This window comes from Pseudomonas sp. GW822-FHT02G04 (assembly GCF_058802085.1).
This window is the reverse complement of record NZ_JBXANU010000034.1, coordinates 29,180-42,710: the sequence shown is the minus strand read 5'-3', so window position 1 is coordinate 42,710 and position 13,531 is coordinate 29,180. Positions and strand designations below refer to the sequence as shown.

Genomic DNA, 13,531 nt, shown 5'->3' with positions numbered 1-13,531 from the left:
TTTTCAATCAACTCAAGCTGTTACGACCTCACTCACTCATCCCTTGTGCGGTGCGGGCTGTTGCTGGGTAAGGCAATGGATGTTACCGCCCCCCAGTAACAGTTCCCGACCAGGCACCATGACCACTTCGTGCTGCGGGAACACGCTCTGCAAAATCTCTTTGGCCGGACCGTCCAATGGGTCGTCGAAGCTCGGCGCGATGATGCCGCCGTTGACGATCAGGAAGTTCACATAAGAGCCGGCCAGACGAACAGTCGGATTACGCTCCTGAGTGCCGTCCACCGGGTCCACACCTGCGCACTCTTCTTCGGTCGCATACAGCGGCCCCGGAATCGGCATTTTGTGCACCGTGAATGGGCGCCCCTTGGCATCAGTGCTGTTTTGCAGCACGTTCATGGCCGCCTGGCAGCGCGGGAAGTTCGGGTCCTGCGGGTCGTCGGTCCAGGCCAGTAACACTTCGCCTGGACGCACGTAGCAGCAGAAGTTATCCACATGGCCGTCGGTTTCGTCGTTGAACAAACCGTCCGGCAGCCAGATGATCTTATCCACAGCCAGATTGGCGCTGAGCACCGCTTCGATTTGCTCACGGTTCATGTGCGGGTTGCGATTGCGGTTGAGCAGGCATTCTTCGGTGGTGATCAGGGTGCCTTCGCCATCGACATGAATCGAGCCGCCTTCGAGCACAAAACCCTCGGTGCGGTAGCGCGGGCTGCGCTCGATTTCGAGGATCTTGCCCGCCACCTGCGAGTCACGGTTCCACGGCGAATACAAACCACCGTCGAAACCGCCCCAGGCATTGAAGTCCCAATCCACGCCACGGACTTCGCCGCTGTTATTGATGACGAACGTCGGGCCGGTATCCCGAACCCAGGCGTCATCGCTGGACATCTCCACCACACGAATATTCGGCACGTCGAGACGGGCGCGGGCATTTTCGTACTGGCCAGCGGAGACCGCCACGGTCACCGGTTCGAAACGCGCGATGGCCTTGGCCACTGCGATGTGCGCGGCTTGCGCCGGTTTGCCACCCAGGCGCCAGTTGTCCGGACGCTCGGGCCAGACCATCCAGGTCTGGGTTTGGGGTGCCCACTCGGCGGGCATGTAAAAGCCATCGGCGCGAGGGGTGCTGTTCAAAGTGGTCATGGCTTCAGGACTCCAGGGAACCGTCGAGGGTTTTGATCGCGCCGTACAGGTTCGGACGACGGTCACGGAACGAACCCCAGGCGCTGCGAATGTGCTCCAGCTCATCGAGGTCGAAGCTGTGAACCAGAATGCCTTCTTCGGTTTTGTTCAGCTCTTGGACTTTCTCGCCAAACTGGTTGGCGATGAACGACGAGCCGTAGAAGGTAATGTCGTAGCCGTCCTGCTCTTCGTTACCGATACGGTTGCTGGCAATCAGCGGCATCAGGTTGGCACCGGCATGGCCTTGCTGCACGCGCTGCCAGTGGTCGCGGGACGAAATGGTCTTGTCGTGTGGCTCGCTGCCGATGGCGGTCGGGTAGAACAGGATTTCCGCGCCTTGCAGCGCCATGCTGCGGGCACACTCAGGGAACCACTGATCCCAGCAGATGCCCACGCCGATTTTCGCGTAACGGGTATTCCAGACTTTGAAACCGGTATCGCCTGGATTGAAGTAGTACTTTTCGTGGTAGCCAGGGCCATCCGGGATGTGGCTTTTACGATAAATCCCGAGGTTGCTGCCGTCGGCATCGATGATCGCGATGCTGTTGAAACGCGCGCGACCGGCCAATTCGTAGAAGCTGATCGGCAGCACCACTTGCAGTTCCTTGGCGACTTTCTGGAAGTGCTTGATGGCAACGTTGTCTTCTACCGTCGTGGCCAGTTGCAGGTAGTCCGGGTTCGGCTTCTGGCAGAAGTACGGAGCCTCGAACAGTTCCTGGATCAGGATGATTTGCGCACCTTTGGCCGCTGCCTCACGGACCAGCTTCTCAGCGGTCTCGATGTTGGCTTCAAGGTCCCAGGAACAAGCCATCTGGGTGGCGGCGACGGTAACGATACGACTCATGAATCATCTCCTGGGCAAGTGCTTGAGGGTCAGTGTGGCATCGACCGATGACAGAACGGGAATCACCGGGCGTGGTTCGTCCACACCGTGGGCAGTGGCGACTTTATAGCCGATAAAAATCGGCTTTAAAAGCAATAAATATCCACTACCTAGAAATAACCTCAAAAAATTCCCGATAACAATCGGCATTTTCAATCTCTACGAGCTGCCTACAAACCTTCGCCCAGCACCTTCGACAGCATGTCCACAAAGAAGTCCACACTCTGCCGCGACGTGACCATCGGCGGTTTGATCTTGAGGATGTTCAGGTAATCACCCGTCGGCTGCATGAAAATCCCCAACTCACGAAGCCGATCGCACAGCGCCGTGGTTTCTTCTGTTGCCGGTTCAAGGGTTTCGCGATTGCGGACCAACTCCACGCCCAGATAGAAGCCGGAACCATGCACTGCCCCCACCAACGGATGCCGGTCGATCAAGGCTTCAAGACGTTCCTTGAAGTACCCGCCCACGACCTGGGCGTTTTCCCAGAGTTTTTCTTCTTCCATCACATCCAGCACCGCCATGCCGATCCGGCAACTGACCGGGCTGCCGCCAGCGGACGAGAAGAAATAACCCTCGGCCTCCAGCGCTTCGGCGATCTCCCGACGAGTAATGACAGCACCCAACGGCTGGCCATTACCCATGCCTTTAGCCATGGTGATGATGTCAGGCACCACGCCCTGCTCTTCGAAACCCCAGAAAAATTTACCCATGCGGCCGTAACCGACCTGCACCTCATCGGCGATGCACACCCCGCCCTGAGCACGGACCAGCGCATAGACCTGCTTCAAATAGCCCGGCGGTAGCGAGATGCCACCGGCATTGCCGTACACCGGCTCGCAGATGAAACCGGCGAGTTGGCGTTTCTGCCCGGCGATTTTCGCCAGGTTGTGTTCGACGCTGCGCACGTAGTCCGGCGCGCTGTCCGGGCCACGGAATTCGCCGCGATAGGTGTTCGGCGCAGTCACCGGGTGCACCCAATCGGGACGGCTGCTCAAGGCCTTGGGGTTGTCGGCAATCGAAGTCGAGACCGCATCCGCCGCCACCGACCAGCCGTGATACGCCTCCAGCACACTGAGCATGTCGCGACCGCCGCTGTAGGCCCAGGCCAGGCGAATCGCCAGGTCATTGGCCTCGGTGCCGCTGTTGACCAGGAATACGCGATCCATGTTGTCCGGTGCCAGCTTCAGCAAGCGCTCGGAAAACTCGGCAATCGCTGCGTAGTGAAAACGCGAGTTGGTGTTGAGCAACGACCATTGACGGCCGGCGACGGCGGCCATGCGCGGATGACCGTGACCCAACACCGCAACGTTATTGAGCATGTCGAGGTAGGAGCGGCCCTGCATGTCGATCAGGTGATTGCGCCAGCCACGCTCGATGCGCGGCGGATCGACGTAATAATGCTTCTGGGATCGGGCGAAACTGGCATCGCGGCGGGCCAGCAACGTCTGCGGATCGAGTTCCTCTTGCGCATCACAGGCCAACCCCAACAACGCCGCCGGCGACGGGCACAAAGACTGCCAGGCTGCGGCGCGCGAAGGTGTGCAAAACAACGGTGCGTCGAGCTGAGCACTGCGGCACAACTGTACGATCAACGGTCCGCTGACCGAGCCCAGCACCTGGCCTTTGACCAATGCCGCGCCACTACGCACCGATGGGGTCACACCCCACAACCGGACGCTGAGCTCTGGGCCGTCCAGTTGCAGCAGGCTCTCCCCTTCGATATGGATGACCCCGGCAAAGGGTGCTTCGACCGCCGTGCCGTCAGGCACTTGCAACGCCACATGCAATGGGAAAGTGTCTGGTTCGCTGGCACTGTCCGGTCGGGTTTGGGACAGACGATATTGGCCATATCGACTGGCCGCCAGTCCATGAGTTACGGCGGCTTCCGTCAACAGACGCAGATCGATCCCCTGCTGCTCCCAGTTACCCGCTTCGAAATGCGGGCTGAGGACACCCAGATCGATCAAGGCAAACTCACGCCCCACCAGACTCGGCAACAAGGGCGCAAAGCCTTCGCTGCCAATGCTCGGCAGGCCTTGACCAACCGCGGCAAGAATCGCCGCCTCCATCAACGCCAGCGGCACCGATGTGGCCACGCGGAAAATCTCCCGTTCATGGGCCAGGTTGTCGCGACTGTACTCATTGCCCGGATCGATGCTGACCTGCTGCTCGCCACTCAGCACCAACACCGCCGAGCGCGCAACGATCAGCGGCCAGAGCGCCAGCAGTTCTTCATGTTGCAACGGATTGACCGCGTGATAGGCCCGAACCGCCGGCAAAATGTAGAACGGATCGCCATCGGCATGGTGCAGCAGCGCGGCACAGGTCACCGACAGATCGGTGATCCGCCAGGTTCGGACCAGGTCGCCGAAATCGATGACACCCTGCAACTGCCATTGGCGCTGCGAATCTCGCTGCCAGACCACGTTGTCGTCGGTGATGTCCATGTGAATCGCCTGCACCGGCAGCTTATCCACCAAGGGCTGCAAATGGTGCTCGGCCTGCTCGGCCGCTTCAGCAATCAGCTTGCGTTGCTGATCATCCTTGATCACCGGCAGCAAATGCGCGATCAACGTGTTGGCGTGGCGGGCATCCCATTGAAGGGTGCGCTCAAGGCCAGGATGGTCGAAACCGGCTAGCGCCAGGTCCATCTCGCCGCAGAGCCGACCGAAACCGGCAACCACTGCCTGGTTCAGATGATCGAGATGCGTCAGGGACTGTCCGTCGATGTAGTCGAGCAGACGTACATGCACCGCTTGACCGCCGACCTCCAGGGAGAGCAGGTCTGTACCATTTTTGGCCGGGATCACTCGCGGCACCTGCACGCAGGAATGTTCGGCCAGGTGCTTGAGCCCTGCGTGCTGGGCTTGCAGCTCCAGCGCCGAGTAATCGCCACGGCAGATTTTCAGGACGAAACGCCCCCGCTCGCTGTCGACGCGGTAGTTGAGATCCTGCTGGCTTCCAAGAGCCTGCAACCGTCCGCTCAGCCCGTAATGTTCTTCCAGCAGCTCAAGCGCTTGCGCCGCGGACACTTGCGGGCTGGGCAGACTGGCGCGGTGAATCAACGTGGCGAGCGGCATACAACAACCCCTGAAATTTTATTAGGCGCTTATATCGCCACTGCCGGGGGCGATACACAACCCCCTTCCCTGGTTGGCGCGAATCAAATGCGTGAACAACTCTCTTCACCGACCCACTCGCGCCTGCCGGCACTTTGCGTAAGAATGTCGGCCATCAACGCCTATTGCTGGAGAAACACCATGAATGTAGTCACCACCGACCTGCCCGGTGTTCTGATCATCGAGCCCAAGGTATTTGGTGATGAGCGCGGCTTCTTCTATGAAAGCTTCAACGCCAAGGCTTTCGAAGAAGCAACCGGCCTGAACACCCGATTCGTGCAGGACAACCATTCCCGCTCGCAAAAAGGCGTACTGCGCGGCTTGCATTACCAGCTGCAAAACACTCAGGGCAAACTGGTCCGCGTTACCGCCGGTGAAGTGCTGGACGTGGCCGTGGACATTCGCCGCAGCTCGCCGCATTTCGGCAAATGGGTCGCGGTGCGCCTGTCCGCCGACAACCATCGTCAACTCTGGGTGCCGGAAGGTTTTGCCCATGGTTTCGTGGTGCTGAGCGATTTCGCCGAGTTCCTCTACAAAACCACCGACTACTACACCCCGTCGGCCGAGCGCAGCATTCGCTGGGATGACCCGGATCTGGGCATCGACTGGCAGCTGGACGAAGCACCGCAGCTGTCGGCCAAGGATCAGGCCGCCGCGTTCCTCAAGGACGCTGAAGTCTTTTCCTGAATTGCTGTCTGAATTGTCACCGCCAGCGCGCACTTGATCCAGGGTGCGCAGACTGCGCCCGCAAGCCTAGGCATAATGCGTCTATACCCATAGGCGCTGGATGCTCATGACACCGACTCTCCCCCGCAGACCCCGCTGGCGCAGCCTGGCACTGCTTGCGTTGTGCCTGGCACCCTTGCTGTGGCCGCTGGAGCATCTGGCCGAGCGTTATTACCGCAGCGAGCTGGCCGGGCAAAACCGTCAGACCCTCGACCTCTACGTCGCCAACCTGCTGGGTACCCTGCACCGCTATGAAGTGCTGCCGCAGATTCTCGGCGAGTTGCCCGCCCTGCGAGCGACGTTGGGCGCCCCCGACGAGGGCGTGGTTCAAGGCAATGCCAATCGTCTGTTGAAACACATCAGTGCCCAGACCGGCGCCGAAGTCATGTACCTGATGGACACCACCGGCAAGACACTGGCGGCCTCCAACTGGGACAAGCACGACAGCTTCGTCGGCCGCAATTTTTCTTTCCGTCCTTATTTCAGTGAAGCCATGGCCGGGCGCCTGGGGCGCTTCTTCGGCCTGGGCACCACCTCGGCCAAGCGCGGTTACTTCTTCGCCGCGGCGGTACATGATCGTGAAAAAATCATCGGGGTATTGGTGGTCAAGGTCGACCTCGATCACACCGAAAGCCTCTGGGGCAAAACCCCGGAACAACTGCTGGTCACCGACCACAACGGTGTGGTCATCCTCACGTCGCGGCCAGAATGGCGCTTCCGCTCGACCCGTCCATTGAGTGATGAAGAAAACAAGGCCGTCGCCGCGATTCAACCCTATCCGACCCGCGATCCAAAGCTGTTGAGTCTTGGCCCCAATGCCTGGTTGACCCAAACCCGGCAGATCGAAGAAACCGGCTGGAGCGTCAGTATCCTTGCACCGCGTACCCTGATCGACCGCCCGGTGCGCACAGTCGTGGCCATCGGCGGCGCAACGCTGCTGGTATTAATGCTGCTGCTCGGCCTGATGATGCAACGCCGACGCCATTACCTGGAGCGGATCGCCTTCGAAGCCAAGGCCCGCCAGGAACTGGAAGGCCGGGTCGCCGAACGGACCAGCGACCTCGAGGGCCTCAACCGTCGACTGAAACAGGAAGTGCTGGAGCGCGAACACGCCCAGCAAGAACTGGTACGCGCTCAGGATGATCTGGTGCAGGCCGGCAAGCTCTCGGCGTTGGGGACGATGTCGGCGAGCATCAGCCATGAACTCAACCAACCGCTGGCGGCAATCCGCAGCTACGCGGAAAACGCCGAAGTGCTGCTCGATCATCAGCGCACCGAGGATGCTCGCGGCAACCTCAAGCTGATCAGCGAATTGACCGGGCGCATGGCGTCGATCATCGCCCACCTGCGCGCCTTCGCCCGACGTGATCGCCACGCCCCGGAAAGCGTCGCCCTGCAACCGGCGCTGGACGATGCCCTGGCGTTACTGGCCAAGCGTCGGCGCAGCATGGAAGTCGAGCTGATCCGCGACCTGCCGGCCGCCACCCTGTGGGTCGAAGCCGGAGAAACCCGTCTGCGCCAGGTACTCGGCAATCTGCTGGCCAATGCGCTCGATGCGCTGACGGAAAAAGGCCCGCCGCGTAAACTCTGGTTGAGTGCCCAATCCACCGCCGACGGCGTCAATCTGTACATTCGCGACAACGGCCCCGGGTTCTGCCTGGAAGCGCTGGGTCGTGCCGGCGAGCCCTTCTACACCACCAAGACCCGCACTCAGGGACTTGGGCTGGGGCTGGCGATCTGCGACACCCTGATGCGTGCCTTCGGTGGTGAACTGTCGTTCTCCAACCACAAGGAAGGCGGCGCCCTGATTACCCTGAAGCTGCGCGCAGGCGCGCCGGGTGTGAGCCTGCAACCGTCCGAGGACCGAAGTGCATGACCATCGACAACCGCATCCAGGTCGTGTTGATCGACGACGATCCCCACCTGCGCCAGGCCCTGAGCCAGACCCTGGACCTGGCCGGCCTGAAGATCCTGCCGCTCGCTGAAGCCAAGGGCCTGGCCGGGCAATTGGAACGCGACTGGCCAGGCGTGGTGGTCAGTGACATCCGCATGCCGGGCATGGACGGCCTCGAACTGCTGACCGAACTCCACGCCCAGGATCCGGAACTGCCCGTGCTGCTGATCACCGGCCACGGCGATGTGCCGCTGGCCGTACAAGCCATGCGCGCCGGGGCTTATGACTTTCTGGAAAAACCTTTCGCCAGCGACGCCCTGCTCGACAGCGTACGTCGCGCCCTGGCCCTGCGCCGTCTGGTGCTGGACAACCGCAGCCTGCGTCTGGCCCTCAGTGATCGCAACGAACTGAGCGCCCGACTGGTCGGGCAATCGGCGCCGATGCTGCGCCTGCGCGAGCAGATCGGGGCACTGGCGGCGACCAAGGCCGACGTGCTGATCCTCGGCGAAACCGGTGCGGGCAAAGAAGTGGTGGCCCGCGCGCTGCACGACTTGTCGAGTCGGCGTAACGGCCCGTTCGTGGCAATCAACGCCGGAGCCCTGGCCGAGTCGGTGGTGGAAAGCGAGCTGTTCGGTCACGAACCCGGCGCGTTTACCGGTGCGCAGAAGCGCCGCATCGGCAAGTTCGAATTCGCCAACGGCGGCACGTTGTTCCTCGATGAAATCGAAAGCATGAGCCTGGACGTGCAGGTGAAACTGCTGCGCTTGCTGCAAGAGCGGGTCGTCGAACGCCTGGGCGGCAATCAGTTGATCCCGCTGGACATCCGCATCATCGCCGCGACCAAGGAAGACCTGCGGCAATCCGCCGATCAGGGGCGCTTCCGTGCCGACCTGTATTACCGCCTGAACGTTGCGCCGTTGCGCATTCCGCCACTGCGCGAACGGGGCGAAGATGCGCTGGTGCTGTTCCAGCATTTCGCCGACGAAGCCAGCGCCCGCCACGGCTTGCCGCCCCACGAACTGCAACCGGGGCAACGGGCGCTGCTGCTACGTCACAGCTGGCCAGGTAACGTGCGGGAACTGCAGAACGCCGCCGAGCGCTTTGCCCTGGGCCTGGAGCTGGCACTGGACAACAGCGCGCCGGATGGCGGTGTCGGCACCACGGTTGAAGTGGTCAGCGGCGGCTTGAGCGAGCAAGTCGAGAACTTCGAGAAGAGCCTGATTGCCGCCGAACTGACGCGCTCGCACAGCTCCGTGCGCAGCCTCGCCGAAGCGCTCGGCATTCCGCGCAAAACCCTGCACGACAAGCTGCGCAAGCATGGCTTGAACTTCGCCGATGGCGGCGCCAGCAGCCATACCGACGACCTCGATTGAGCTACCGTAAAATCATCCTCTTAAAATAGAAGGCCCGTGAATGAACCGCGACAGTCGTCACCTGGAATCGATCCTCTATCGCGACATCCCCCTCACGCGGGACATGGGCCTCAAAGTGCTCGACTGGCACGACCAACAACTGCGCCTGCATCTGCCGCTTGCGCCCAACGTCAATCACAAGAGCACCATGTTCGGTGGCAGCCTGTATTGCGGAGCGGTGCTGGCCGGCTGGGGCTGGCTGCATTTGCGTTTGCGTGAAGAAGGCATCGAAGACGGGCACATCGTGATTCAGGAAGGGCAGATCAGCTACCCGCTGCCGGTCACCATGGACGCAACGGCGATTTGCCAGGCACCGAGTGCGACGGTGTGGAGGAAGTTTCTGGCGATGTATCGACGTTATGGGCGAGCGCGGTTGACGCTGCATTCGCGGATCGTGAATTCAGGGAGTGAAGAGGATGCGGTGAGGTTCGTGGGGCAATACGTGCTTCACCGATGACTGATCGTTCCCACGCTCTGCGTGGGAATGCAGCCCGTGACGCTCCGCGTCACTGGACGCGGAGCGTCCCTAGAGGCATTCCCACGCGGAGCATGGGAACGATCTCATCTCTTGATCTTCAGGCCCGAGCCAAAGCCAACAATTTCTCCCGCCATGCCGCTTTAGCCGGCAACGCCAGGAAAAACTCATTCAGCAACGATTCCCGCGCTGGATAACAGAACGGCGCGCCGCTCAAATCCAACACCTCACCACCCGCGCCTTCCAGAACACCTTGAGCCGCGGCCGTGTCCCACTGCGAAGTCGGCGCCAATCGCGGATAACAATCCGCCGCCCCTTCCGCCAACAGGCAAAACTTCAGTGAGCTGCCGATATTCGCCAGTTGCAGCTCACCCAGACTGTCACTCAACCCCGCCAGTAAGCGCTCCTGCTCAGGGCTCGAATGACGACGACTGGCGACCACCGTGAAGGCTTCACCCGCAGCTGGCACCTCGCGAACCTGGATCGGCAACGGCTCGGTGCCTTTATCGCCACGCCAGGCTCCCAACCCGGCACCACCGACATAGAAACGCCCATTGGTCGGCATCGACACTACGCCGAACACCACGCGCCCCTGCTCAATCAGTGCGATGTTGACGGTGAACTCTTCGCTGCCGGAGATGAACTCCTTGGTCCCGTCCAACGGGTCGACCAGCCACCAGCGTTGCCAGCCGGCGCGCACACTCTGGGGAATGCTGGCGTCCTCTTCGGACAACACCGGAATAGTCGGGTCCAGCGCCGTCAGTCCGGCCAGGATCAGATGGTGAGCGGCCATGTCGGCAGCTGTGACCGGAGAATCATCGGACTTTGCAGTCACGGCAACATTGACGCGCCAGAATGGCAGGATCGCCTCGCCAGCCTTCAATGCCAACTCGACCACCGGCGCCATCAACGGATGGGGAAAATTCATGAACGTCTCACTCATAATTGAAAAGTCCCGCGCTGGATCAACAAGTCCCGGGCCAGATACAGCGCCGCCAAGGCACGGCCCTCGGTGAATCGCGGGTTCTGCGCCAACGCCGACAATTCACGCAGGTTGATCTTGTCCACGCCCATCGGCTCGGGCTCGTCACCCTCCAGGCGTTCCTCATACAAATCGGTGGCCAGCACCACCTGGATCTTCTGGCTCATGTAGCCAGGTGACAACGACAACTCGGTCAGATGCTCCAGCTGCCGCGCGCCATACCCGGCCTCTTCCTTGAGCTCCCGCTCGGCCGCCGCCAGCACGTCTTCGCCCGGCTCGATCAAGCCTTTGGGCAGGGACAATTCGTAGGCATCGGTGCCACCGCAGTATTCCTCCACCAACACTGCGTGGTCCGCGTCGAGCATCGCCACGATCATCACCGCACCATAACCAGCGCCTTTGCCGACCAATCGCTCGTAAGTACGTTCCACGCCATTGGAAAAGCGCAATTTCAGCTCTTCGACACAGAATAATCGGCTGGTGGCGACGATCTCGCGGGCGAGTATGGTGGGTTTCTGGCGCATGGGAAGCTCCTTGGCGTGAACGCGTTACTATACCCGGCCTATCCTGATTGTTTACCTCGGATATCTTTTTTACCGCTGGAGAAGTTTTTTATGTCCCTGCTGCCCTGGCACGACATCGATACCGTTCTGCTGGATATGGACGGCACACTGCTGGACCTGCACTACGACAACCATTTCTGGCTGGAACACCTGCCAAAGCGTTATGCCGAGTTGCACGGGGTGAGCCTGGCCATGGCGGAGCTGGAATTGCAGCCACTGTTCGAGCGCCATGCCGGTCAGTTGCAGTGGTATTGCCTGGACTTCTGGAGCGCCGAACTGAAGTTGTCGGTGCGCGAGCTGAAACTGGAAACCGCGCACCTGATCGCCCTGCGTCCGGATGCGGACACTTTTCTGGCAGCGATCAAACAGGCCGGCAAGCGCGTGGTGCTGATCACCAACGCCCACCGCGACTCGCTGTCATTGAAACTGGAAAGAATTGAACTGGCGCCGTATTTCGAGCGCTTGATCAGCTCTCACGATTACGGTTTCGCCAAAGAAGACCCGCAGTTCTGGGATGCCTTGCAGGCCGATATCGGCTTCGACCCGGCACGCTGTCTGTTCATCGACGACACCCTGCCGATCCTGCGCAGCGCACGCAATTTTGGGGTGGCGCACCTGCTGGCCGTGAGCGAGCCGGACAGCCGCAAAGGGCCGAAGGACACGGCAGAGTTTGCGGCCGTTGGGGATTATCGGGACTTGATTGCAGGGCTCTGACTCAATGTAGGAGCTGCCGAAGGCTGCGATCTTTTGATCTTGATCTTTGGCAGTTCCAATGCCGCCAAGATCAAAAGATCGCAGCCTTCGGCAGCTCCTACGGGTCTCACATTATTCAGGAATCCGCAACACCTGCCCCGGATAGATCTTGTCCGGGTGCGAAAGCATTGGTTTGTTGGCTTCAAAGATTTTGTTGTACTTGTTCGCGTCGCCGTACGCCGCCTTGGAAATCGCGCTGAGGGTGTCGCCCTTTTTAACGGTGACGAACTGCGCTGCCTTGGCAACCGGCCCCGTTACGGTGATCTGGTCATCGACACTACCGACACCGGCAATGTTGCCCACGGCCAACAGAATCTTTTCCTTCTCTTCCTGGCTTGCCACTTCACCGGTGACAGTGACTTTGTCGCCATCGATGGTCGCCTGAACGTTCGGGTTACCCAGGCCGACCTTGCTGATGTGTTCCTTCAACTGCTCGCCGGCATTGGCATTGCCAGGGGTCAGCAGATCGATAAGTTTTTCACCTGCTTCTTTCACAAAGCTAAAAATACTCATGGTGCACGCTCCTTGGGGTTTGGGTTCCAGACGCCCAAGACTAGACCAGCCGTTTGAAGACCGGTTCCCAGCCGACCAATGACCCAACCCCGCGCAGACGGTAGAATCGCAAACCTTGCCGGCGCCCTGGAGCGAAGATGGACATCAAGCAGCTGAAATTCCTCATCGCTCTCGACGAAACCCGACACTTCGGCCAGGCCGCCGCGCGTTGCCACATCACCCAGCCGACCTTGTCCATGCGCCTGCGCAGCCTCGAGGAAGAACTCGAACTACCGCTGGTCAATCGTGGCCAACGCTTCGAAGGTTTCACCGCGCCGGGCGAGCGCGTGCTGGCATGGGCGCGTACGGTGCTGGCAGCCTACGACGGTTTGCAGGCCGAAGCGGCGGCCTGTCGCGGCAACCTCGTGGGGACGTTGCGTCTGGGGGTGGTGCCGCTGTCGAGTTTCGACCCGGTGCCGCTGATGCAGCGCCTGCACGCTGCACACCCGAACCTGCGCTTCGAACTCTCAGCCCTGAGTTCCGAACAGATCCTCGAACAACTGTCGAATAACCGTCTCGATCTTGGCGTGTCGTACCTGGAGCGTCTGGATGGCGAGCGCTTCGACTCCCTGGCCTTCAGCGAAACCCGCATGGGCCTGCTCTACGATCAACGCTTCTTCAGTTTTGGCGAGGCGCCGCTGAGCTGGGAGGCGCTGATCGAACTGCCCATGGGCATGCTCACCAGCGGCATGCATTTTCGCCAGTCCATCGACCATAACTTCCACAGCCGTGGCCTGACCCCACAGCCGTTGCTGCAAACCGATGCGGTCCACCAATTGTTACAAGCGGTACACGGTGGCCTGTGTTGCGCTGTGATGCCGCTGAACAGCGGCCTCGAAAACCTCACCGATCACTTGCGCCTGCAACCTATCGAAAGCGCCCAGACCCTTGCCCGGCTGGGGCTGATCATGCGTCGCAGCGCTCCGCGTTCGGCCTTGGCGGAAGCCTGTTTTGCGATCTATCAGAAATCACTGACAGACTCTTGAT

At 60.8% G+C, this 13,531-nt stretch carries 12 protein-coding genes; 6 read left to right on the top strand and 6 right to left on the bottom strand.

The genetic code is table 11. The features are described 5' to 3' along the window. Nucleotides 1-36 precede the first annotated feature (36 nt). The 3 genes from aguA to AC1RO5_RS28010 all read right to left on the bottom strand — a co-directional run bounded on the left by aguA (nucleotide 37) and on the right by AC1RO5_RS28010 (nucleotide 5,148). A complete protein-coding gene (aguA, locus tag AC1RO5_RS28020; protein ID WP_493178892.1) occupies nucleotides 37-1,143 on the bottom strand; it encodes an agmatine deiminase in 1,107 nt (368 codons plus the stop codon). Between the two features lie 4 nt (nucleotides 1,144-1,147). Then, a complete protein-coding gene (gene aguB, locus AC1RO5_RS28015; protein ID WP_019581765.1) occupies nucleotides 1,148-2,026 on the bottom strand; it encodes an N-carbamoylputrescine amidase in 879 nt (292 codons plus the stop codon). 209 nt (nucleotides 2,027-2,235) lie between these two features. Continuing rightward, nucleotides 2,236-5,148, bottom strand: coding sequence for an aminotransferase (locus AC1RO5_RS28010; protein WP_493178891.1), 2,913 nt, complete (start codon nucleotides 5,146-5,148; stop codon nucleotides 2,236-2,238). 180 nt (nucleotides 5,149-5,328) lie between these two features. Here AC1RO5_RS28010 and rfbC point away from each other — a divergent pair, with 180 nt between their 5' ends. The 4 genes from rfbC (at nucleotide 5,329) to AC1RO5_RS27990 (ending at nucleotide 9,676) form a co-directional block, all read left to right on the top strand. After that, complete coding sequence (gene rfbC, locus AC1RO5_RS28005; protein WP_493178890.1) at nucleotides 5,329-5,874, top strand: dTDP-4-dehydrorhamnose 3,5-epimerase; 546 nt, start codon at nucleotides 5,329-5,331, stop codon at nucleotides 5,872-5,874. A 106-nt stretch (nucleotides 5,875-5,980) separates the two neighbouring features. Next, entirely contained in the window at nucleotides 5,981-7,789 is a 1,809-nt protein-coding gene (locus tag AC1RO5_RS28000; RefSeq protein ID WP_493178888.1) for a sensor histidine kinase, read from the top strand. After that, nucleotides 7,786-9,180 carry a sigma-54-dependent transcriptional regulator gene (locus AC1RO5_RS27995; protein ID WP_493178887.1) on the top strand — a complete coding sequence of 465 codons (1,395 nt, stop codon included), beginning with the start codon at nucleotides 7,786-7,788 and terminating at the stop codon, nucleotides 9,178-9,180. Before AC1RO5_RS28000 ends, AC1RO5_RS27995 begins: the two co-directional genes overlap by 4 nt. Nucleotides 9,181-9,220: 40 nt before the next feature. After that, nucleotides 9,221-9,676 (top strand): YiiD C-terminal domain-containing protein, encoded by a 456-nt coding sequence (locus tag AC1RO5_RS27990; RefSeq protein ID WP_493178885.1) that lies wholly within the window; start codon nucleotides 9,221-9,223, stop codon nucleotides 9,674-9,676. 118 nt (nucleotides 9,677-9,794) lie between these two features. On the opposite strand, the gene cysQ is transcribed toward AC1RO5_RS27990, so the two are convergent. Next, nucleotides 9,795-10,622, bottom strand: coding sequence for a 3'(2'),5'-bisphosphate nucleotidase CysQ (gene cysQ, locus AC1RO5_RS27985; protein WP_493178884.1), 828 nt, complete (start codon nucleotides 10,620-10,622; stop codon nucleotides 9,795-9,797). An 11-nt stretch (nucleotides 10,623-10,633) separates the two neighbouring features. Beyond that, on the bottom strand, nucleotides 10,634-11,200 hold the full coding sequence (gene nudE, locus AC1RO5_RS27980; RefSeq protein WP_493178882.1) for an ADP compounds hydrolase NudE: 567 nt from the start codon (nucleotides 11,198-11,200) through the stop codon (nucleotides 10,634-10,636). Nucleotides 11,201-11,290: 90 nt separating this feature from the next. Between nudE and yrfG the strand changes: the two genes are divergently transcribed. Further along, nucleotides 11,291-11,953 carry a GMP/IMP nucleotidase gene (gene yrfG, locus AC1RO5_RS27975; protein ID WP_493178881.1) on the top strand — a complete coding sequence of 221 codons (663 nt, stop codon included), beginning with the start codon at nucleotides 11,291-11,293 and terminating at the stop codon, nucleotides 11,951-11,953. 111 nt (nucleotides 11,954-12,064) lie between these two features. On the opposite strand, the gene lysM is transcribed toward yrfG, so the two are convergent. Further along, nucleotides 12,065-12,505 carry a peptidoglycan-binding protein LysM gene (gene lysM, locus AC1RO5_RS27970; protein ID WP_493178879.1) on the bottom strand — a complete coding sequence of 147 codons (441 nt, stop codon included), beginning with the start codon at nucleotides 12,503-12,505 and terminating at the stop codon, nucleotides 12,065-12,067. A gap of 137 nt (nucleotides 12,506-12,642) precedes the next feature. Between lysM and AC1RO5_RS27965 the strand changes: the two genes are divergently transcribed. Further along, nucleotides 12,643-13,530: a LysR family transcriptional regulator gene (locus AC1RO5_RS27965; RefSeq protein WP_493178877.1), complete on the top strand. Its 888-nt coding sequence runs from the start codon at nucleotides 12,643-12,645 to the stop codon at nucleotides 13,528-13,530. Nucleotide 13,531: the final 1 nt, after the last annotated feature.